The 20,363-nt window shown below is 67.2% G+C and carries 22 protein-coding genes and 1 other RNA gene; 11 read left to right on the forward strand and 12 right to left on the reverse strand.

What is annotated here, in order from left to right; genetic code table 11:
* The first annotated feature begins 36 nt into the window (after positions 1 to 36).
* Genes OXS31_RS08715 through OXS31_RS08725 form a run of 3 tightly spaced genes read left to right on the forward strand, consistent with a single transcriptional unit; the run spans position 37 to position 3,245 of the window.
* Entirely contained in the window at positions 37 to 1,659 is a 1,623-nt protein-coding gene (locus tag OXS31_RS08715; RefSeq protein ID WP_042135324.1) for a methyl-accepting chemotaxis protein, read from the forward strand.
* 51 nt (positions 1,660 to 1,710) lie between these two features.
* On the forward strand, positions 1,711 to 2,832 hold the full coding sequence (locus tag OXS31_RS08720) for a hypothetical protein (RefSeq protein ID WP_267398704.1): 1,122 nt from the start codon (positions 1,711 to 1,713) through the stop codon (positions 2,830 to 2,832).
* Positions 2,833 to 2,843: 11 nt separating this feature from the next.
* On the forward strand, positions 2,844 to 3,245 hold the full coding sequence (locus OXS31_RS08725) for a phosphate ABC transporter substrate-binding protein (RefSeq protein ID WP_074583517.1): 402 nt from the start codon (positions 2,844 to 2,846) through the stop codon (positions 3,243 to 3,245).
* Between the two features lie 61 nt (positions 3,246 to 3,306).
* On the opposite strand, the gene OXS31_RS08730 is transcribed toward OXS31_RS08725, so the two are convergent.
* The 4 genes from OXS31_RS08730 to yrfG all read right to left on the reverse strand — a co-directional run bounded on the left by OXS31_RS08730 (position 3,307) and on the right by yrfG (position 8,188).
* A complete protein-coding gene (locus OXS31_RS08730; protein ID WP_074583516.1) occupies positions 3,307 to 5,631 on the reverse strand; it encodes an FdhF/YdeP family oxidoreductase in 2,325 nt (774 codons plus the stop codon).
* Positions 5,632 to 5,647: 16 nt separating this feature from the next.
* Entirely contained in the window at positions 5,648 to 6,463 is an 816-nt protein-coding gene (gene fdhD, locus OXS31_RS08735) for a formate dehydrogenase accessory sulfurtransferase FdhD (RefSeq protein ID WP_150340067.1), read from the reverse strand.
* Between the two features lie 94 nt (positions 6,464 to 6,557).
* Positions 6,558 to 7,451, reverse strand: a complete 894-nt coding sequence (locus OXS31_RS08740) for a LysR family transcriptional regulator (RefSeq protein ID WP_150340069.1) — start codon at positions 7,449 to 7,451, stop codon at positions 6,558 to 6,560.
* 77 nt (positions 7,452 to 7,528) lie between these two features.
* Positions 7,529 to 8,188, reverse strand: coding sequence for a GMP/IMP nucleotidase (yrfG, locus tag OXS31_RS08745; RefSeq protein WP_007161327.1), 660 nt, complete (start codon positions 8,186 to 8,188; stop codon positions 7,529 to 7,531).
* Between the two features lie 63 nt (positions 8,189 to 8,251).
* Between yrfG and nudE the strand changes: the two genes are divergently transcribed.
* Together nudE and cysQ are read left to right on the forward strand one after the other, a co-directional pair.
* On the forward strand, positions 8,252 to 8,818 hold the full coding sequence (gene nudE / locus OXS31_RS08750) for an ADP compounds hydrolase NudE (protein ID WP_027598200.1): 567 nt from the start codon (positions 8,252 to 8,254) through the stop codon (positions 8,816 to 8,818).
* A complete protein-coding gene (gene cysQ, locus OXS31_RS08755) occupies positions 8,815 to 9,657 on the forward strand; it encodes a 3'(2'),5'-bisphosphate nucleotidase CysQ (RefSeq protein WP_145249151.1) in 843 nt (280 codons plus the stop codon). The genes nudE and cysQ overlap by 4 nt, the downstream gene beginning before the upstream one ends.
* Positions 9,658 to 9,662: 5 nt before the next feature.
* Here the strand turns inward: cysQ and OXS31_RS08760 are convergent, their stop codons facing one another.
* From OXS31_RS08760 to OXS31_RS08775, 4 genes are read right to left on the reverse strand one after another with little or no spacing between them, the layout of a single operon-like run.
* Positions 9,663 to 10,892, reverse strand: coding sequence for a 2-octaprenyl-3-methyl-6-methoxy-1,4-benzoquinol hydroxylase (locus OXS31_RS08760; RefSeq protein ID WP_027598198.1), 1,230 nt, complete (start codon positions 10,890 to 10,892; stop codon positions 9,663 to 9,665).
* 19 nt (positions 10,893 to 10,911) lie between these two features.
* Entirely contained in the window at positions 10,912 to 12,093 is a 1,182-nt protein-coding gene (gene ubiH / locus OXS31_RS08765; RefSeq protein ID WP_144945812.1) for a 2-octaprenyl-6-methoxyphenyl hydroxylase, read from the reverse strand.
* Positions 12,080 to 13,429 (reverse strand): Xaa-Pro aminopeptidase, encoded by a 1,350-nt coding sequence (gene pepP, locus OXS31_RS08770; protein ID WP_027598196.1) that lies wholly within the window; start codon positions 13,427 to 13,429, stop codon positions 12,080 to 12,082. The genes ubiH and pepP overlap by 14 nt, the downstream gene beginning before the upstream one ends.
* A gap of 6 nt (positions 13,430 to 13,435) precedes the next feature.
* Positions 13,436 to 13,990, reverse strand: a complete 555-nt coding sequence (locus OXS31_RS08775) for a UPF0149 family protein (protein ID WP_027598195.1) — start codon at positions 13,988 to 13,990, stop codon at positions 13,436 to 13,438.
* 98 nt (positions 13,991 to 14,088) lie between these two features.
* On the opposite strand from OXS31_RS08775, the gene OXS31_RS08780 reads away from it, so the two are divergent.
* The 4 genes from OXS31_RS08780 (at position 14,089) to OXS31_RS08795 (ending at position 15,505) form a co-directional block, all read left to right on the forward strand.
* Positions 14,089 to 14,319 (forward strand): TIGR02449 family protein, encoded by a 231-nt coding sequence (locus OXS31_RS08780; protein ID WP_007161334.1) that lies wholly within the window; start codon positions 14,089 to 14,091, stop codon positions 14,317 to 14,319.
* Positions 14,316 to 14,624, forward strand: a complete 309-nt coding sequence (locus OXS31_RS08785) for a cell division protein ZapA (RefSeq protein ID WP_007161335.1) — start codon at positions 14,316 to 14,318, stop codon at positions 14,622 to 14,624. Before OXS31_RS08780 ends, OXS31_RS08785 begins: the two co-directional genes overlap by 4 nt.
* Positions 14,625 to 14,682: 58 nt before the next feature.
* A non-coding RNA gene (gene ssrS / locus OXS31_RS08790) (6S RNA) lies at positions 14,683 to 14,860 on the forward strand.
* A gap of 9 nt (positions 14,861 to 14,869) precedes the next feature.
* Complete coding sequence (locus OXS31_RS08795; RefSeq protein ID WP_044341107.1) at positions 14,870 to 15,505, forward strand: 5-formyltetrahydrofolate cyclo-ligase; 636 nt, start codon at positions 14,870 to 14,872, stop codon at positions 15,503 to 15,505.
* Here OXS31_RS08795 and OXS31_RS08800 read toward each other — a convergent pair.
* The gene (locus OXS31_RS08800; protein ID WP_169742417.1) at positions 15,472 to 15,636 is read right to left on the reverse strand and encodes a hypothetical protein; all 165 of its coding nucleotides are present in this window, start codon (positions 15,634 to 15,636) and stop codon (positions 15,472 to 15,474) included. The genes OXS31_RS08795 and OXS31_RS08800 overlap by 34 nt on opposite strands.
* 182 nt (positions 15,637 to 15,818) lie before the next feature.
* On the opposite strand from OXS31_RS08800, the gene OXS31_RS08805 reads away from it, so the two are divergent.
* The gene (locus OXS31_RS08805) at positions 15,819 to 16,274 is read left to right on the forward strand and encodes an EVE domain-containing protein (RefSeq protein WP_044341108.1); all 456 of its coding nucleotides are present in this window, start codon (positions 15,819 to 15,821) and stop codon (positions 16,272 to 16,274) included.
* A 9-nt stretch (positions 16,275 to 16,283) separates the two neighbouring features.
* Here OXS31_RS08805 and OXS31_RS08810 read toward each other — a convergent pair whose 3' ends face one another.
* Together OXS31_RS08810 and OXS31_RS08815 are read right to left on the reverse strand one after the other, a co-directional pair.
* A complete protein-coding gene (locus OXS31_RS08810; protein ID WP_027598192.1) occupies positions 16,284 to 16,697 on the reverse strand; it encodes a flagellar basal body-associated protein FliL in 414 nt (137 codons plus the stop codon).
* A 44-nt stretch (positions 16,698 to 16,741) separates the two neighbouring features.
* Entirely contained in the window at positions 16,742 to 17,767 is a 1,026-nt protein-coding gene (locus tag OXS31_RS08815) for a DUF5924 family protein (RefSeq protein ID WP_027598191.1), read from the reverse strand.
* A gap of 190 nt (positions 17,768 to 17,957) precedes the next feature.
* Between OXS31_RS08815 and glpT the strand changes: the two genes are divergently transcribed.
* Positions 17,958 to 19,298: a glycerol-3-phosphate transporter gene (gene glpT / locus OXS31_RS08820; protein ID WP_042135302.1), complete on the forward strand. Its 1,341-nt coding sequence runs from the start codon at positions 17,958 to 17,960 to the stop codon at positions 19,296 to 19,298.
* Between the two features lie 86 nt (positions 19,299 to 19,384).
* Here the strand turns inward: glpT and OXS31_RS08825 are convergent, their stop codons facing one another.
* Positions 19,385 to 20,353 (reverse strand): CDP-6-deoxy-delta-3,4-glucoseen reductase, encoded by a 969-nt coding sequence (locus OXS31_RS08825; protein ID WP_267398708.1) that lies wholly within the window; start codon positions 20,351 to 20,353, stop codon positions 19,385 to 19,387.
* Between the last annotated feature and the right edge of the window lie 10 nt (positions 20,354 to 20,363).

Here is a 20,363-nt window from a genome sequence, read left to right on the forward strand (position 1 = left end):
CGCTGCTCGCTACTGCCCAAGCTTTCCGAGGTGTAGATGTTCCGTAACCTGTCGCTGACGCTCAAGCTGTCGCTGCTGCCCGCTGCCGCTCTGCTGGGCCTGCTGCTCTACGTGGCCTACACCTCGGCCCAGCTGGCTGGCAACGATCAACGCCTCGACCAGCTGGAAAATCACAGCTATCCGCTGCTGGAAAAGGCTGACGCCGTACTCTTCCAGTTTTCCCGTTTGCCCGGCCTGTTCAACAGCGCGGTGACCGCCAGTGAGCTGGAAACCCTGGGCGAGGCGCGCAAGGTAGTCGATGACATCGACCACCGCCTGCAGGAAATGGCCGACCTCACCCGTCAGACCTCGGCGCGCAACGACGAGATATCCGGCTGGCGCCAGGGCATCCATCGCTATGCGGACAATGCCCTGGGCGCCTCCGAGCAGCTGATCAAGGGCAGCGGCTCCTTCGACTCCCTGCGACCCAACCTGGACCGCATGGCCACGGATCTCGCCGCCGCCCAGCAGCTGGGCACCACCCTGCGCAGCCATGCCTATACCGACTTCCAGCAGACCCTGGCCCAGGCTCGCGACCAGAACGCCGACACCACCCGGGTGGGTATCTGGCTGAGCCTACTACTGGTGGTGATCCTGGCCGGCGCCGCGGTGCTAACCATCCGCAGCGTACTCGGCAGCGTGCGCGAGGTGATCGCCTCGCTGCGCGCCATCGCCGAGGGCGACGGTGACCTCACCCGCCGCCTGCAGGTCGGCTCGCGGGACGAGATCGGCCAGATGACCGCGCTGTTCAACGTCTTTCTCGATCAGCTGCAGGGCACCATCAAGGCCATCGTCGATGCCGCCCATCCGCTGGGCCAGGTGTCCGGCGAGCTCTATAGACTCACCCAGACGGTGGAGAACAACGCCCGTTCCCAGCAGGGTCACACCGAGTCCATCGGCCGTGACATCCAGACCATGAACACCAACCTGCACGAGGTAGCCGACCGCTCGCGCGAGGCCGCCGACCAGGCCTCCGCCGCGGCCGAGCAGTCCGCCGCTGCCCGTACCAGCATCGGCCAGCTGTCGCGCAACATGGGCGAACTGGACGACAGCGTGCGCCAGTCGGCCGAGTCCATGCAGCAGCTGGAACAGGAAACCCGCCAGGTCGGGCTGGTGCTGGACGTGATCAAATCCATCGCCGAGCAGACCAATCTGCTGGCGCTCAACGCCGCCATCGAGGCCGCGCGCGCCGGTGAACAGGGCCGCGGCTTTGCCGTGGTGGCCGACGAGGTGCGCAATCTGGCGCAGAAGACCGCGCGCTCCACCGCCGAGATCCAGCAGATCATCGAACGCCTGCAGGGCAACGCCCAGCGCGTGCTGCAGGCCATGCAGGGCAGCCATACCCAGGCGCAGGTCAGCGCCAGCAGCTCCCAGGCCGCCACTGCCATGCTCGAAGGCATCGCCCAGGCCGTGGCGCGCATCAATGACTACAACGCTCAGATCGCCCTGCTCACCGGCGAGCAGCTGAGCCTTTCCGATTCGATCAGCAGCGACACCCGCCGCCTGCAGAGCGATACCCAGTCCAGCGCGGACAGCACCACCGCCACCGCCCGCATGGGCGAGCAGCTGGTGGTGGTCGACACCGATCTCCGGCAGGCGACCTCGCGCTTCCGCATCTAGCTATCCCTCTACCGCCTTTCCCTATACCGAGAAACCTCTAGGAGCACTTCCATGGCTTTTGCACGTCTGCTCGCCTTCGGCGCGGCCCTCACCTGCGCGGGATCCGCGCTCGCCCTCGATCAGGGTGACTATCGCTTCAACGGCTTCGGCACCGCCGGCATCACCCACCTGGGCGGCGAAGACGACGGCCGCAGCTTCGGCATCAATGGCCAGACCAACGACCACTGGCGCGGCGATCAGCTGAGCAAGCTGGGCGGCCAGTTCCAGTACGGCCTGACAGACAAGCTGGACGCCACCGTGCAGGTCACCGCCAAGGCCGAGCAGGACCAGTGGAAGGCCAACCTGGAATGGGCCTACCTGGCCTTCCACGCCACCGACAACCTGACCTTCCGCGCCGGCCGCCTGCGTACGCCGGTGTTCATGTATTCCGAGACCCTGGACGTGGGTATCACCTACCCCTGGCTGCGCCTGCCCGACGAGGTCTACAGCCAGGTGCAGGTCTCCAACTACGAAGGCGCCGATGCCCTCTGGAGTCTGCCGGTCGCCTTCGGCAGCCTGAACCTCCAGGTGAGCGGGGGCCAGGCGGTCAATCGCAACTACTTCGTCAACGACGACCTCTACGACATCGACTACAAGCGCATCGCCGCCGCCAACGTCAGCCTGGCGACCAACGAGTACGGCACCGTGCGCCTGGCCTACACCGAGTCCAGCATCGACCTGCACTATCCGTTGCTGACCCTGGACGACCAGAAGGGCAAGTTCACCTCGCTCGGCTACCAGTACGACAACGGCACCTGGCTGACCAGCAACGAATGGACCCGCCGCGTCATCGAGGGTGACAACCAGGGCAGCAGCAACGCCTTCTACCTGATGGCCGGTCGCCGCTTCGGTGACTTCCTGGCCCATGTGACCTACGCCCAGCTGGACGAGGAACGCGCCGGTCGCCAGAGCTCCTGGACCTACGGCCTGAACTACAACATCACCCCCAGCCTGGTGCTCAAGAGCGAATACAAGCGCGTCGACACCACCGGCGGCTACAACGGCACCTTCGTCAAGACCGACAACGAGAGCATCGCCAATGCCGTCTACGACCGCAGTGGCGGCCGCTTCGGCGCGCCGGCCCGCAACTTCGACGGGGACATCATCAGCATCGGCCTCGACTTCATCTTCTAAGGAATCCGCCCATGAGTTCTCTCCGCCTGCTCACCGGCGCCGCCCTACTGTTCAGCGTCAGCCTGGTCCACGCCGAAGTCGCCGTGATCGTCAATCCGGCCGCTGCCAAGACACCCGGCCAGGAGGAAGTGGCCAACATCTTCCTCGGCAAGGACAAGTCCCTGAAGGGCGTCGACCAGAAGGACTGGTCGGCCACCAAGGAAGCCTTCTATGCCAAGGTCGCCAACAAGAACGAAGCCCAGCTGAAGTCCTACTGGTCGGGCCTGGTGTTCACCGGCAAGGGCCAGCCGCTGCCCAGCGTGGCCGGCGATGCCGCCGTGGTCGCCCAGGTGGCCGGCGAAGCCGATGCCATCGGCTACGTGGACAAGGCCGCGGTCACCGACAAGGTAAAGGTGCTCTTCACCCTGCAGTGATCAGCGCAGCGCCATGAAAAAAGCCGTCTTAACGACGGCTTTTTTCGTTTCCGGGAGAGCGTCAGGCCACCGAGGCGATGCGGTTGCCGGCGCTGGCCTTCTCGACCTTGATGGCGACGAACTTGGAGGTGGGCGTGAAGCTGCCCTCGCCGTAGCTTTCCAGGGGCACCAGCGGATTGGTCTCCGGGTAGTAGCCGGCTGCCTGGCCGACCGGGATGTCGAACGGCAGCGCAGTGAAGCCGCGGACCCGGCGTTCGAGGCCGTCGTCCCACAGGGCGACCAGATCCACCTTCTCGCCGGCGGCCACGCCCAGGCGATCCAGATCGGCCTGGTTGACGAAGACCACGTCGCGCTGGCCCTTCACGCCGCGATAGCGGTCGTCGAGGCTGTAGATGGTGGTGTTGTACTGGTCGTGGGATCTCATGGTCTGCAGGATCAGGTCGGGCTTGATGCCCTGGCGCCGGACCGCATCCGGCAAGAGGTCATGCAACAGCGCATTGGCCGCGAAGTTGGCCTTGCCGGTGGGGGTGTTCCACTCCCGGCGTCCGGCCTTGTTGCCCAGGTAGAAACCGCCGGGTGCGGCGAGACGCGCGTTGAAGTCCTGAAAGCCGGGAATGACGTCGGCGATCAGATCGCGGATGCGGTCGTAATCCTCGATCAGCCAGTCCCAGTCCACCGGATGGTTGCCCAGGGTGGCCTTGGCCAGGCCGGCGACGATGGCCGGCTCGGACTTCATCTGCGTCGACAGCGGCCGCAGGATACCGGCCGAGGCGTGCACCATGCTGAAGCTGTCTTCCACGGTGATCGCCTGCTTGCCACCCCTCTGCACGTCCATCTCGGTGCGGCCCAGGCAGGGCAGGATCAGCGCCTGGCGACCGGTCACCAGGTGGCTGCGGTTGAGCTTGGTGGCGATATGCACGGTCAGGTCGCACTTGCGCAGCGCCCTGTGGGTGCGCGGGGTGTCCGGGGTCGCCTGGGCGAAGTTGCCGCCGAGGCCGATGAACACCTTGGCCTTGCCCTGCTCCATGGCGGCGATGGCTTCCACGGTGTTGTGACCACGATTGCGTGGCGGCTCGAAGGCGAAGCGCTTGGCCAGGGCGTCGCTGAGCCAGGCCGGGGCCTTCTCGTCGATGCCCATGGTGCGGTCGCCCTGGACGTTGCTGTGGCCGCGCACCGGGCAGAGGCCGGCGCCGGGCCGGCCGATGTGGCCGCAGAGCAACTGCAGGTTGGCGATCTCTTGCACCGTGGCCACCGAGTGGCGGTGCTGGGTGATGCCCATGGCCCAGCAGATGATGACCTTCTCGGCGCGGGCATACATGCGCGCGGCCTGCTCGATCTCATGCAGCGACAAGCCCGACTGGCGCTCGATCAGCTCCCAGGAGGTGGCGTCGACCTGGGCCAGGTAGTCGTCCATGCCCAGGGTGTGGGCGGCGATGAAATCGTGGTCGAAGACGCGCTTGGCGCCCTTGGCAGCGGCTTCGCGCTCCCACTGCAGGAGGTACTTGGCGATGCCGCGCAGCGCCGCCATGTCGCCGCCCAGGGCCGGACGGAAGTAGGCGGTGTTGGTCGGCCGCGAGTCGTTGGTGAGCATCTCCAGCGGACTTTGCGGGTGCTGGAAGCGCTCCAGGCCCCGCTCCTTGAGCGGGTTGAAGCAGACCACCTGGGCACCGCGCTTCACCGCGTTGCGCAGGGTCTCGATCATGCGCGGGTGGTTGGTGCCGGGGTTCTGGCCGATGACGAAGATGGCATCCGCCTCGTCCAGGTCGTGATAGGTCACGGTGCCCTTGCCGACGCCGATGCTGCGGCCCAGGCCCACGCCGCTGGCCTCGTGGCACATGTTCGAGCAATCGGGGAAGTTGTTGGTGCCATAGGCGCGCACGAACAGCTGATAGAGGAAGGCCGCCTCGTTGCTGGCGCGCCCCGAGGTGTAGAACTCGGCTTCGTCGGGACTGGCCAGGGCCTTGAGCTCCTTGGCGATCAGCGCGAAGGCGGCGTCCCAGGCGATGGGCACATAGCGATCGGTGGCCGCGTCATAGCGCAGCGGCTCGGTCAGCCGGCCCTGGTATTCGAGCCAGTAGTCGCTCTGCTCCAGCAGCGAGGTCACGCTGTGGCGAGCGAAGAAGGCGGCATCGACGCGGCGTTTGGTGGCTTCCCAGTTGACCGCCTTGGCGCCGTTCTCGCAGAACTTCACCAGGCCGTTTTCCGGGGCCTCGCCCCAGGCGCAGCCGGGGCAGTCGAAGCCATGGTCCTGGTTGGTCTTGAGCAGGGTCCGCAGATTCTTGAAGGCGTTGCCGCTGTCGAGCCAGAAGTGCACCACGCTCTTCAGGGCGCCCCAGCCGGCGGCGGGGCCTTGATAGGGTTTGAAGGACTGCTGAGGTTTGTTCATGGCGATTCCCGTGGGATCAAGGGGCCACCGGCGCCGGGGCATAGACCCGCGGCGGCGACCGGTGTGGCAGATGGATCAGATTGAGACGATGACGGCGCGCCCACTCCACGGCCAGCCCGGTAGGCGCCGACAGAGTGATGAGGGTGGCGAGTCCGGCCCGCACCGCCTTGTGGATGAGTTCGAGGCTGCAACGGCTGGTGACCACCACGCAGCCCTCGCGCACCGGCTGGCGCTGGCGCAACAGGGCGCCGATCAGCTTGTCCAGGGCGTTGTGGCGACCGATGTCCTCGCGGCACAGGGTCAGTTCGCCCTGGCCGTCGATGAACAGCGCGGCGTGCACCGCGCCGCTGCGCTGGCCCAGGTCCTGGGCGGCATCGATGCGCTGGCGCAGGTCGTGCAGGTGGATGGCCGGCGGCAAGGGCACCTTGCGTAGCCGGTCCAGCTGCGGCAGCGCCTGCTCCAGAGCCTCGACCCCGCAGAGGCCGCAACCGCTGGTGCCGGCCAACTGGCGGCGCTGTTGCTTGAGCGCCCAGAAGGTACGGCTGCTGATCTCGACGTCGACATTGAGGGCTTCGCCGACCCGACGCACCTGGATGCCATAGATGTCGTCGATGGACTCGACAATGCCGGCGCTGAGGCTGAAACCGACCACGTAGTCTTCCACGTCGGCCGGCGTCGCCATCATCACCGCATGGCTGATGCCGTTGTAGGCAATGGCCAGCGCCACTTCCTCGGCCAGTGGCTGCTCGCCGCGCACGGCGGGCTGCTCCAGCTCGGCGAAGGCATAGCCGGCGGGCAGCGGGGCAATGGGATCTGGCGAGTCCTGGGACATGGGCGAAAACGACCTGCGGCGGTTTGACACAGATCAAAGATTAACCAGCAGACTCCAGGGCGTCTAATCGCTATGACCGATGCCTTGATAAGCCCTATCTATCACTCTCGGCATAGAGGGCCTTGATCGCCTGAAAGCAGGCATCGGCGACCGCCAGTCGGGGTTCGGTCCGACGAATGAGCAGTCCCAGGGGGGTCAGGGTGCGGGCGGTGTCGATGGGAATCAGCCGGGCATGGGGGGTGAGCCGATCGAAACCGCCGGCCAGGGGCACCACGGCGCAGCAGAGACCGGCATTGACCGCCTGCAAGAGCAGATAGACGGCGTCGGTCTCCAGCACCGGCTGTGGCGTCAGCCCCAGGCTGCGAAAGCCATGATCCACCGACTGGCGAAAATGCATGGCGCCGGTGAGCAGGCCGAGCGGCAAGCCGGCCACCGCCTGCCAATCCAGCGCGGCCTGGTCGAAGCTGAAATGCCGCTCGTCATAGAGCAGGCCCATGCGCGTCTCGGTCAGGGTCAGGCTGTCGAAGCGCGCCGGATCGAGGTGTTCCAGGTAGGAGATGCCCAGCTCCAGCCGATTGCTGGCCACGGCTTCGAGGATGCGCTCGGTGCTGAGCACCTGCAGCTGGAAATGCAGCTTGGGGTGCAGCAGGCGCAGGTGCTGCAGCAGCGGCATGGGATCGAAGCTGGCCAGCGGCACCAGGCCGACCCTCAGGGTGCCCACCAGTTGCCCCTGGAAGGCCTGGGCCTCGGCATAGAGACCGTCATGGGCGGCCATCAGGGTGCGCGCCCAGGCGAGGATGCGCTGCCCCGCCTCGGTGAATCCCTCGAAGCGCTGCCCGCGACGCACCAGCTCCACCCCCAGCTCGTCTTCCAGGCCACGCAGGCGCATGGACAGGGTCGGCTGGGTGACGTGGCAGCGCGCCGCCGCCTGGCCGAAGTGACGCGTCTCGTCCAGGGCGATGAGAAAGCGCAGTTGCTTGATATCCACTTATTACCTCCGGGCGCTCTGCCCCCTCTCCCCCTGGGAGAGGGCCGGGGTGAGGGTCGCCAGGACTGCGGCAGTCCTCACTGCGGCAGCAGCTCGCGATAATCCCGCACCGCCTCGAATTCCTCGCTGTCCTTGGGACCGCGCCGGCTGTCCGGCTCGTGGATCGCCAGCAGGTGGGCGACGCCGTAGTCGCGGGCGCTGCGCAGGATCGGCAGGTTGTCGTCGATGAACAGGGTGCGCGCCGGATCGAAGGCGAAGTCGGCCTGCAGGGCGTGCCAGAACTGCTGCTCCTCCTTGGGAAAGCCGTAGTCGTGGGAGCTGATCAGCCGATCGAAATAGGGCGCCAGCTCGATACGCTCCAGCTTCAGCGACAGGGAATCGCGGTGGGCGTTGGTGATCAGCGCCACCCGCTTGCCGGCGCGTTGCAGGGCGGCTAGAAAGGTGTCGGCGTCCGGCCGCAGGGCGATCAGGTGGGCGATCTCCTCCTTGAGTTCGCGCATGGAAAAGCCCAGCTCGGCGCTCCAGAAGTCCAGGCAGTACCAGGTCAGCTTGCCCTGGTGACTGAGAAACAGCGGCTCCAGCTCGGCCTTGGCCAGCGCCAGGGACTGGCCGTGGCGCTCGGCATAGCGCTGCGGCAGGTACTCCAGCCAGAAATGGTTGTCGAAATGCAGATCGAGCAGGGTGCCGTCCATGTCCAGCAACACGGTATCGATACGGCTCCAGTCGAGAGGGGTCATGGTGACTCCGGATCATGTAACAGGCGGGTTATCATACCCGTCCGCCCAGCCCAGGAGCCGTCCATGCGCCAGAAACCCACTGTTCTCGCCCGACAGATCGTGGCCAAGAGCCGCCTGTTCACCGTCGAGGAGATGCAGTTGCGCTTCGCCAACGGCGAGGAACGCACCTATGAGCGCCTGGCCAACAAGGGCACCGGTCATGGCGCGGTGATGGTGGTGGCCCTGCAGGACGCCACCCACGCCCTGCTCATCGAGGAATACTGCGGCGGCGTGGAAGACTACGAACTGTCGCTGCCCAAGGGCCTGGTGGAGCCGGGCGAAGAGATCCTCGACGCCGCCAATCGCGAACTCAAGGAAGAAGCCGGCTTTGGCGCGCGCCAGCTGGAATACCTCACCGCCCTGTCGCTGAGCCCCGGCTACATGAGTCAGCGCATCCACGTGGTGCTGGCCCGCGACCTCTATCCCGAGCGCCTGCCGGGCGACGAACCCGAGCCCCTCGAAGTCAGCAGCGTCGACCTGCGCGAGCTGTCGCAGCTGGTGCAGAATCCGCGCTTTTCCGAAGGCCGCGCCCTGGCCGCCCTCTACCTGGTGCGCGACCTGCTCACCCAACGCGGAGAACTGCCGGCATGATGGCGCCCGTTTCCATTACCGCTCCGCTGGTGCTCAACGTCGTCGACCTGGTGCGCCAGGCCGGCGCGGCCATCCTGCCCCATTGGCGCCAGGGCGTGGCGGTGCGGCAGAAGAGCGACGACTCGCCGGTGACCGCCGCCGACCTCGCCGCCCACCGGGTGCTGGCCGAAGGCCTGGCGCGCCTGACCCCGGACGTGCCGGTGCTGTCGGAAGAAGCCTGTGACATCCCCTTCGCGGCGCGCAGCGCCTGGGACGTCTGGTGGGTGGTCGACCCCCTGGACGGCACCAAGGAATTCATCGACGGCAGCGAGGAATTCACCGTCAACGTGGCCCTGGTCGAGCGCGGCCAGGTGATCTTTGGCGTGGTCGGCATCCCTACCCGGGACGTCTGCTTTAGCGGCGGCCGCGAACTGGGCGCCTTCCGTATCCAGGGCGAGGACGGCGTCGAGATCGGCGTGCGCACCCAACCGGAAGAAGCCTTCACCGTGGTCGCCAGTCGCCGTCACGGCAGTCCGGCCCAGCAGCGGCTGCTGGAAGAACTGGGCACCACCCTGGGCGAACCCAAGCTGGTCAGCGTCGGCAGCTCGCTCAAGTTCTGCCTCCTGGCCGAAGGCCTGGCCGACTTCTATCCCCGGCTCGCCCCCACCTCCCAGTGGGACACCGCCGCCGCCCAGGGCGTGCTGGAAGGCGCTGGCGGCGAGGTCCTGACCCTGGACGGCCAGCCCCTCACCTACGAGATGCGCGAGTCCTTTCTCAATCCGCACTTTCTCGCCCTGCCCCGCGAGGCCACCTGGCGGCAGCAGGTGCTGGAGCTGGCCGGAGACCTGGGCGACGCCTGAGGCTGCTAGGCCACTACCTTGGCCAATTCCGGCACATCGCCGGACAGGCCCAGGGCGCGGCGCACGAACAGGGCCTTGGCTTCGAAATGGCGATCGACCTGCTTGAGCGCGGCGTTGCGCAGCCAGCGCAGCGGCAGGCGGTCGTCCTGGAACAGCCGCTGGAAGCCTTCCATCGCCGCCATCATCGCCAGGTTGTGCGGCATGCGGCGGCGCTCGTAGCGCTCCAGCACCCGCTGCTCGGCGATGGATTCACCGCGCGCCTGGGCATGGCGCAGTTCCTCGGCCAGCACCGCGGCGTCGAGAAAGCCCAGGTTGACGCCCTGCCCGGCCAGCGGGTGGATGACGTGGGCGGCATCGCCGATCAGGGCCAGACCGGGTTCCACATAGCGCTTGGCATGGCGCTGGCGCAGCGGGATGCACAGCCGTGTGTCGCTGCACTCCACCTTGCCCAGGCGCTGCTCGAAGGCCTCGCCCAGGGCCTGGCAGAAGGCCGCGTCGTCCAGGGCCATCAGCCGCTCGCCCTGCTTGGGCGTGCAGGACCAGACGATGGAGCACCAGCGGGTGTCGCCACCGCGGTCCAGCGGCAGGAAGGCCAGCGGGCCGTCGTCGGTGAATCTTTGCCAGGCGGTGCGCTGGTGCGATTCGGCGCAGCGCACACTGGTGACGATGGCATGGTGCAGATAGTCCCATTCGCGGGTTTCCAGCCCGGCCAGACGGCGCACGGCGGAGGTGGCGCCATCGGCAGCCACTACCAGGGGCGCGCGGATCTGGCGATCGCCGGCCAGTTGCACCAGCCACTGATCGCCGGAGCGGCGCAGCAATTCCAGGCGCGCCTCGGGCAGGAGCAGGACGTTGGCCTCGGCCAGGCGTTCGAGCAGGGCATCCTGCACCACGCGATTCTCGACGATGTGGCCGAGCACCTCGGCGTGCACGCTGGCGGCATCGAAATGCACGGCGCCGGTGCCGGAGCCGTCCCAGACGTGCATCGCCTGGTAGGGACTGACGCGCCGCGCGAGGATGCCGTCCCAGGCGCCGAGGCGCTGCAGGATGCGCTGGCTGGCCAGCGACAGGGCGCTGACCCGGGGTTCGAAGGGCAGGTCGCTCTCGACCGCGCCGGGGGTGAGCGGGCCGCGGTCGAGCAGCACCACCGACAGGCCGCTGTCGGCCAGGGCCAGGGCCAGGGCGCTGCCGACCATGCCGGCACCGACGATCACCAGATCCGCATGGGTCAGCATGCTCGTTTCTCCTCGCAGGTCAGGGACGGGTACCCAGGCCCATGGCCTGGCGGGCGAAGGCACTCTTGGCCGGCGGGCACAGCTCCAGGCCGACCAGGCCCAGGTTGCGCCCGGCACTGAGCCAGGGCCGGCTGTTGGAAAACAGCCGGGTGATGCGATCGGAAAAGCCGATGGTCAGCTGCTGGTCCAGGCGCTGGCGCTGCAGGTAGTCCTGCAGGGTGGCGAAGTCGCCGGGCGCCGCGGCGCTCTCCAGCAGGCACTCGGCCAGACTGTCGACGTCGCGCAGGGACAGGTTGAAACCCTGGCCGGCGATGGGGTGCAGGCTGTGGGCGGCATTGCCCAGGACCACCAGATGCGGGCGGACCTGTTCGTTGGCTTCCAGCAGGGTCAGCGGATAGGCATGGCGGGCGCCGACCTGGGTGAAGCTGCCGAGGCGATAGCCCACCGCCTGCTGCAATTCGGCGAGAAAGACGGCAGCGGGCGCCTGTTGCAGTCGCAGGGCCTCGCCGTCCGGCTGGGTCCAGACCAGCGCGCTGCGCTGGCCCGGCAGGGGCAGCAGCGCCAGGGGGCCGTGGGGCGTGAAGCGCTCGAAGGCGCGGCCGCCATGGCCGAGATTGGTCGAGACGTTGGCGATCAGCGCGGTCTGCTCATAGACCGTCCGCCGCACCTCGATGCCAAGGGACTCGCGCAGCGCCGAGCGGCCGCCGTCGGCCAGTACCGCCAGGCCGCATTCGAGGATGTCGCCATCCTCCAGCTCCAGGCGATAGCCGTCGGCAACGGCGGTGAGCGTGCGTACCTCGGCCGGGCAGCGCCATTCCACCACCTCGCGATCCAGCGCCTGCCAGAGCACCTGGCCGATCCAGGCGTTCTCCACCACATAGCCCAGCGCTGGCAGGTTCTCGTCGCGGGCGAGCAGCTGGGTCACGCCGAAGCGGCCCTGGTCGGAGACCTGGATCTCGCGGATCGCCTCGGCATGCTCGGCCAGGGCGTCCCAGACACCGAGGCGCTGGTAGATCAGCCGCGAGCCGTAGGAGAGCGCCGAGGAGCGGGCATCGTAGCTGGGCTGATAGGTGTCGCCGGGAGCGAAGGGCTCCACCAGCAGGATGCGCCAGCCGCGCGCCTTGGCGCCGGCCTGCAGGGCCAGGGCCAGACTGGCGCCCACCAGGCCGCCACCGATGATGGCGATATCAGGACGTTGCATGAGCGTTCTCCCGGCGGTCGCGCGCGGCCGCCATCAAGCCTTCGATCTCCGCGGCCGCCTTGGGCAGGCCGGCGGTCAGCACCTCGCAACCACTGCGCGTCACCAGCACCTCGTCTTCGATGCGGATGCCCAGGCCGCGCCATTTGCGCGGCACCTCGGCCTCCACCGGGATGTAGAGTCCGGGCTCCACGGTCAGCACCATGCCGGGCTCCAGCATCCGCCACTGATCGCCGATGCGGTATTCGCCGACGTCGTGGACGTCCAGCCCCAGCCAGTGTCCGGCGCGGTGCATGTAGAACTCACGACAGGCGCCGGCCTCGATCAGCGCATCCAGTTCGCCCTGCAGCAGCCCCAGGGCTAGCAGCCCCTCGGTGATCACCCTGACCGTGGCTTCGTGGGGTTCGTTCCAGTGCCGTCCGGGCGCGACGCAGGCGATGGCGGCCTGGTTGGCGGCCAGCACGATGTCGTACAGCTGCCGCTGCTCCGGCGAGAAGCGGCCATTCACCGGAAAGGTGCGGGTCACGTCACTGGCATAGCACTCCAGCTCGCAGCCGGCATCGATCAGCACCAGGTCGCCGTCGCGCAGAGGGGCATCGTTGGCCTGGTAGTGCATGACGCAGGCATTGGCCCCGGCGGCGACGATGGAGCCATAGGCCGCCAGCCGAGCCCCGCCCTGGCGGAAGCAGTAGTCCAGTTCCGCCTCCAGGTGGTACTCGCGCAGCCCCGGCCGACAGGCCTGGATGGCGCGCAGGTGGGCGGCGCAGGTCAGCTCGGCGGCGGCCTTGAGCAGGCGCACCTCGGCGGCCGACTTGTACAGCCGGCTGTCGTGCAACAGGGTATCCAGCGCCAGCAGCTCCCGCGGCGGCGAGGCGCCCTGGTCGGCCTTGGCGCGGATCAGTTCGATCCAGTTGAGCAGCTGCCGCTCGAATTCCGGATGGGCGCCCATGGCGTAGTAGACCCGCTCGCGCCCTTCCAGCAGCCCGGGCAGGATGTCGTCCAGATCGCCGATGGGAAAGGCATCGTCGGCGCCATAGTCGGCCAGTGCCCCTTCCTGACCGGCGCGCCGGCCTTCCCAGCGCTCCAGCTCCGCGTCCCGCTCGCGGCAGAACAGTAGGTATTCACCGTGGGCCCGGCCGGGAATCAGCACGGCCAGGGCTTCGGGTTCGGGAAAGCCGGTGAGGTACTGGAAGTCGCTGTCCTGGCGATAGGGCTGTTCGATGTCGCGATTGCGCAGGCACACCGGAGCGGCGGGCAGCAGGGCGATGCCGCCGTGGCCGATCTCTGCCATCAGGGCGCGGCGGCGACGGGCGAATTCGGCCTTGTGGATCCGCGGCATGGCCGCTCAGTGCACCACGGGTGCGGGTTCGGGAATGGGACCGCGGCCGTATTCGCCATAGAGCAGCAGCGGGGCGACGCGCAGGTACTCGGTGACTTCCATGAAGTCGTTCTCGCCCTCTTCGCCTTCCTCGGCCGGCTCCTGGATCTGGGCGATGGCCGCCAGGTCCTCGAGCACCTCGCGCGCCTCGCCGGAGACCTCGCCGGTGCGGCCGGACAGGCCGAAGCCGGCGAGGAAGCCCTGACACCACTGGCCCAGGGCCGCGGTGCGCTCGGCGAGCGGCACCTCGTCCGGCGGCAGCATCAGCACCAGGGCCACCTGCTGACCGGCGAATTCCTGCTGCACCATGCCCAGCAGACCCGAGAGCGCCGCCTGCAGACGCTCGCCCGGCGCGCCACCGAGCAGCTCGCTGGCCGCGGCCAGCCAGTCGTTCTCGTCGAAGCCCGCGCCCCCGCAGACCCGCCCGAGCAGGTGACCGTGGAGTTCGGCGGGCGAGACCGGCAGAGCGGCCTCGGCGAGCAGGGTGGCGAAGGCGGCGTAGGCGGATGCTGAGCTGGACATGGCGTCGAGGTGAGGCGCTGGCTAGAATGAAGCCTTATCCTACGCGCTGACCCCGCCGGCGGCCAATCTCGTTGCACCCTTCTGGAGCTGTAGCCCTCATGCGCGAGTCTCGCGACACGCCCCTCGACGCCGATCTGGAAGCCCTCGGTGACCGTGTGGAGCGCCTGCTCCTGCGTCTCGAGGAATTGCAGCGGCAGAATCGACAACTGCGCCAGGGCGAGCGCAACTGGCGCCAGGAGCGCGCCGAGTTGATCGAAAAGAACGAATTGGCCAGATCGAAGGTCGAAGCGATGATTTTACGCCTGAAAGCCTTGGAGCAGGACTCATGAGCATCGAGACCGTGACCGTCCAGATACTGGAAAAGGAATATCGCATCAGCTGCCCGGCTGACGAGCGCGCCAACCTGGAGAGCACCGCTCGCTACCTGGACGGCAAGATGCGCGAGATCCGCGGCAGCGGCAAGGTCATCGGCGCCGACCGCGTGGCCGTGATGGCCGCCCTCAACATCACCCACGAACTGCTGCACCGCCAGGACGATGTCAGCCTGGAAGTCAGCAGCACCCGCGAGCGGGTTCGCGATCTGCTGGATCGCGTCGACCGGGCGCTGATCACCGAACACGACACCACCGCCTGATCGCCGACCGGGGACAGGTGGGGGTTTGCATCCCGGCTCAGGGGCGTATACTGGAGGTCACTCTCTGGTGTGTGCGCCAGTCGGTCATGTCCCCGAGCCGATAAGCAACACCCCGGGGGTTGCTCGTCAGACTGGTGTGCATGTCCGCTACGGCGGAAAGCCTAAAGGTCTACGACTTCTCCCACCTTGAACCAAGGGTTCAAGGGCTACACCGGCAGCGGCATTCCGGAGAGCTCATTTCCTTCATGACCACCCCGTCTTCTCCCGATCTCAGCAGGCCCGCGCTGCGCAAGCTCCTCCGCCAGCGACGTCGCGCCCTCACCCCTGTTCAGCAACGCCAGGCCGCCCGCCAGCTCTATCGGCAGCTCGCGCAGCATCCGCTGTTTCGTCGTGCCCGGCATATCGCCTTCTACCTGCCCAGCGATGGCGAGATCGATCCGCGTCCGTTGCTCGAAGAAGCCCAGCGTCGCGGCAAGGCCACCTACCTACCGGTGCTTTCGCGCTGGCCGCGGACGGCGATGATCTTTCAGCGCGTGGGTCGTGGCGAATCCTGGGTGCGCAATAGATTCGGCATCGCCGAGCCGCGCCCGGATCGGCGCCTGGGGCGCCCGACCTGGGCGCTGGACCTGATTCTGATGCCACTGGTGGGTTTCGATCCCCAGGGCGGACGCCTGGGCATGGGCAAGGGCTTCTATGACCGCAACCTGGCCTATCTGGCACGCCGGCGGCAATGGCACAGCCCGCAACTGATCGGCTGTGCCCATGAATGTCAGAAGGTGGAGCGGCTGGCACTGGCGGCCTGGGACGTGCCCATGGCGGCCGTGGTGAGCGATGACGGCTGGTACGCTCAGCGTACGGGCGAGACTTCCCGCGCCGGCTGAGTGTCGCTGGCATAGCGGGCGTATTGCTGGCTCTGGCGCTGCTCCCAGAAGCTCTGGGTGTACCCGGTGGTGACGACACCCAGGGTAAAGATCAGGACCAGCACCCACAACAGATCAGGTTTGCGTTTCATCGAGCTGGGCCACCCCCTTGCTGGCACCTTTGGGCAGGACAGGACGTCGCCCTGTTATGCTCAGCGCGTACGATCAGACTACATCCGGAATGCGCGGCATTCTGCGACAAGCGGTCGCCCCTTGCAATCGACCAGACCCTTTCCTGGAAGCTCCCGAGCCTCCATTCGTCAGGAGACGAACCGTGGCCTGCTGGCTGTTGAAATCCGAACCCGATGAATTCTCGCTGGCCGACCTGGAACGCCTGGGCCAGGCGCGCTGGGACGGGGTACGCAACTACCAGGCGCGCAACTTCCTGCGCGCCATGGCGCCCGACGAGCTGTTCTTCTTTCACCATTCGAGTTGCGCCGAACCCGGCATTGCCGGCATCGGCCGCATCGTCGGCGAAGCCTTCGCGGATCCCACCGCCCTGGATCCCGAAAGTCCCTATCATGCGCCCAAGGCCAGTGTCTCAGACAACCCCTGGACGGCGCGCCAGGTCGCCTTCGTCGAGGCCTTTCCGCGGGTGCTGACCCTGCCGCGCCTGCGCCAGCTGTCAGCACTCGCCGACTTCGCCCTGCTGCGCAAGGGCAACCGCCTCTCGGTGATGCCGGTCAGCGCAGCGGAATGGGCGGCGATCGTCGCCGCGGCCCGCGGCTGAGCGCTGGCTTCAGGGCTGGATGATCAGGTTGTTGAACAGCAGGTCTTCCACCAGGGGCTTGCCCTCCTCCTGGGTCAGGACGCTCTGCACCTGCTTGAGGGCCTCCTGGCGCAGCTTCTCGCGGGCTTCGACACCCGCCAGGGTCTCGTCGGTCTGCTGGGCGAAGAGCATCACCAGCTGATTGCGCAGCAGCGGCTCGTGGAACTCGACCTTATCCTTGGCTTCCTTGCCGGTCATCATCAGGGCGATGTCGGCCTTGTAGTACTTGAGCTTGGGACCGCTGCCATAGTTGCCGACCAGCGCCGGGGTCAGGTTGTAGAACTCGGTCTTGGGCGCCTCGCCTTCCTTCCCTTCCTTCTTCTCTTCGCCCCAGACATTCATGGCCAGGCAGAAAGACAACACAATGGCAACGACAGCTTTCACGTTGGATCCTCGCGGGTGGATGGCTGCAGCATAGCCAGCACGGCTCAAGGGGTCACCTCGAACCTGAGGGTTCCGATCACCTGGCCGACGTCCGTCACCACTTGCACCTGCCAACGGCCGGTCACGTCACCGGGGAAGTTCTGCTTGTGGGTCCAGGCGCGATAACCGGCCTCGCGACCGCCGCTGATATCCAGCGGAATCCGATCCACCTCCTGACCGGCATGGCGCCAGACGTGGTAGATGCGCTCGTTCAGACCGCGCGGCGCATTGATGGCGGTGAAGGCATAAAGCCCCTGGGCGCGCAGTTGGGCAATGCTCAGGCTTTTCACCGCATCGCCGGGCTGGCGCTTGAGGCTGTCGAAGTTGGTGCTCATGCCCATGTCGGTCAGCCACAGGGTGGCCGGCGGCACCCAGGCGCGCCCCAGCCAGCCGAAGGCGCCGATGGCCAGGCACAGCCCCAGCAGCCCCAGCCAGCGCCAGCCGAGGCGTACCCGGAAGGCCACCGCCAGACTGGGAAAGGACAGCAGCACGGCGACCCCCAAGGCCAGTTCGTAGCTCTGGGTGGTGGTCAGGTGCAGGATGATCGGCAGCGCCGTGAGCAGCACCGCGAACAGGGTCAGGGTGTGGTAGCTGAGGAACACCCAGCGCCGCGGCGCCAGGGCCTTGTAGTAGAGCGGATCGATGATGGACACCAGCGCGGCCGCGCCGAGCAGCCCGGTGAACAGCGCCTGGCCGCTGTTCCAGGCCGTGGTGATGGCAAAGAACGGCAGGCAGAAGAACAGGCTTTCCTGGTGGATCAGCTGGGTGGCGTAGCGCAGCAGCGGCGGCGGCAATTCCCAGCCGAAACGGCGGCTGACCCAGCCCCGCAGCACGTTTTCCAACATCAGCCAGACCCAGCTCGCCAGCATGACCACGGCCATCACCGGGGCGAAGCCCTTCTGCCGGTCCACCAGCAGGAAGCTGCAGATCCCCGAGATGAAGCCGGCCAGGGCGATCAGCCGCGGATAGCGTTCGAACAGGGCGGTGGCCAGGTTCAGGGCGCGGGAGGAGAGGACTTTCCAGGCAGGCATGACGACTCGCGAAAACAACGGCAAAGACGCGCCACCCTAGGCGCGCAACCCCCGCAGATCAAGAGGGAATCCGGGCTGCCGCTGCCACAGGGCGGAAAAGCCTGGACCCGCTGTAATATCATTGTAATATTCGAAAACGAACCTGGAATGTTCGCTTTCGATTAATACCTATAACAATACCGAGGCTCCCATGCTTGGAATCTTCGCCCCCGCGGCCCACCGCGCGCCGCTGCCCGCCGATCGCATCGACCCCGTCTACCGCCGTCTCCGCTGGCAGATCTTTGCCGGGATCTTTATCGGCTATGCCGGCTACTACCTGCTCCGCAAGAACTTCTCGCTGGCCATGCCCTACCTGGTGGAGCAAGGCTACAGCCGGGGCGAACTGGGCGTGGCGCTGTCCGCGGTGGCCATCGCCTACGGCCTGTCCAAATTCCTCATGGGGCTGGTCTCGGACCGCTCCAATCCGCGCTACTTCCTGCCCTTCGGGCTGGTGATGTCGGCGCTGGTGATGCTGCTGTTCGGATTCGCGCCCTGGGCCACCTCCAGCGTCAGCATCATGTTCGTCCTGCTGTTCCTCAACGGCTGGTTCCAGGGCATGGGCTGGCCGCCCAGCGGTCGCACCATGGTGCACTGGTGGTCGCAGAAGGAGCGTGGCGGGGTGGTTTCGGTGTGGAACGTCGCCCACAACGTCGGCGGCGGCCTGATCGGTCCGCTGTTCCTGCTCGGCCTGGCCTGGTTCAACGACTGGCACGCCGCCTTCTATGTCCCGGCCGTGGTGGCCCTGGCGGTCGCGGCCTTCGCCTTCATCGCCATGAGAGACACCCCGCAATCCTGCGGCCTGCCGTCGGTGGAACACTGGAAACAGGACTTCCCCGAGGGCTACAGCGAAGGTCACGAACGTGAATTCTCCACCAAGGAGATCTTCGTCGAGTACGTGCTGAAGAACCGCCTGCTCTGGTACATCGCCTTTGCCAACGTCTTCGTCTATCTGCTGCGCTATGGCGTGCTGGACTGGGCACCCACCTACCTCAAGGAAGCCAAGCACTTCTCGGTGGACAAGACCTCCTGGGCCTACTTCTTCTACGAGTGGGCCGGCATCCCCGGCACCCTGCTCTGCGGCTGGCTCTCGGACAAGCTGTTTCGCGGCAACCGCGGCGCCACCGGCGTGGTGTTCATGCTTGGCGTGATGATCGCCACCCTGGTCTACTGGCTCAACCCGGAAGGCAATCCCGGCGTCGACCTGGCGGCCCTGGTCTGCATCGGTTTCCTGATCTACGGTCCGGTGATGCTGATCGGTCTGCAGGCGCTGGAACTGGTGCCCAAGAAGGCCGCCGGCACCGCTGCGGGCTTTACCGGACTGTTCGGCTACCTGGGTGGCTCGGTGGCGGCCAATGCCCTGGTCGGCTACACCGTGGACCACTTCGGCTGGGATGGCGGCTTCATGCTGCTGATCGGCTCCTGCGTCCTGGCCATCGTCTTCCTGGCGATGACTCTGAGACACACCGGCATGGTGGCCAAGTCGCAGCGGTAGCGCTGAACGCCACTGACAAATCGCGGCCATGGGCCGCTCCTACAGTTAGGGTGAACTGTAAGAGCGGCCCATGGCCGCGAGCCGCATCAACCCCGCGGCGCGTAGGCGAAGACGTCGGCGCGCATCTGGTGCGCATCCATGCCGGCGTCCACCAGGGCGTCCAGGGTGGCATAGACCATCGCCGGTGAGCCGCTGGCATAGACGTGCAGGCCGCTCAGGTCGGTGAAATCCGCCCGCACCACCTCGTGCAGCAGACCACAGCGCCCTTCCCAGCCACAGGCATCGCTCACCACGCGGTTGAGGACGAGATTGGGCAGCTCCGCCCATTGCTCCCAGGCCTCGATGGCATAGAAGTCGTCCGGCGTGCGCACGCCCCAGTAGAGGTGCACCGGATGGGCGAAGCCGCGGGTGCGGGCGTCTTCGATCAGGCTGTGCATCTGCGCCATGCCGGTCCCGGCGGCGATCAGCACCAGGGGACCATCGGGCAGCTCGGCCAGATGGGCATCCCCATAGGGCAGCTCGACCTGGGCCATGCCCTTGCCTTCCAGTTGCGCCAGCAGCGCCTGGCTGCTGGCCTCGCGCGCCAGCACGTGCAATTCCAGCTCACGCCCCTGGTGGGGCGCCGAGGCCAGGGAAAAGGCCGACTGCTTGCCGTCGTCACGACCGATCAGCAGGTACTGGCCGGCGTGATAGCGCGGCGGTCGCCCGGCCGGCGCGCGCAGCCGTACCCGGCGAACATCGCCCCCCACGTCATCCAGCGCCACCACCTGGCAGGCCAGCGTGCGCACCGGCAATTCGCCGGGCGCCAGGACGCCGTCCCACTGCAGCAGACAATCGCTCAGGGGCACCGCCACGCAGACATAGACCTCGCCGTGATCGACCGTCTGGCCGTGCTGGCTGACCTGCCCCTCCACCAGCAGCGCGGCGCAGAGCTGGCAGTTGCCATTGCGGCAGCTGTGCGGTCCGCTGTAGCCGAGGCGCTGCGCGGCGGCCAGGATGGCTTCGCCAGGCTGGGTTTCCAGTACCGCACCCGAGGGCTGCAGGGTGACCTTCATCGTCGTCTCC

Origin of the sequence: Pseudomonas sp. GM_Psu_1 (genome assembly GCF_026544185.1) — a bacterium.
Taxonomy (GTDB): domain Bacteria; phylum Pseudomonadota; class Gammaproteobacteria; order Pseudomonadales; family Pseudomonadaceae; genus Chryseomonas; species Chryseomonas oryzihabitans.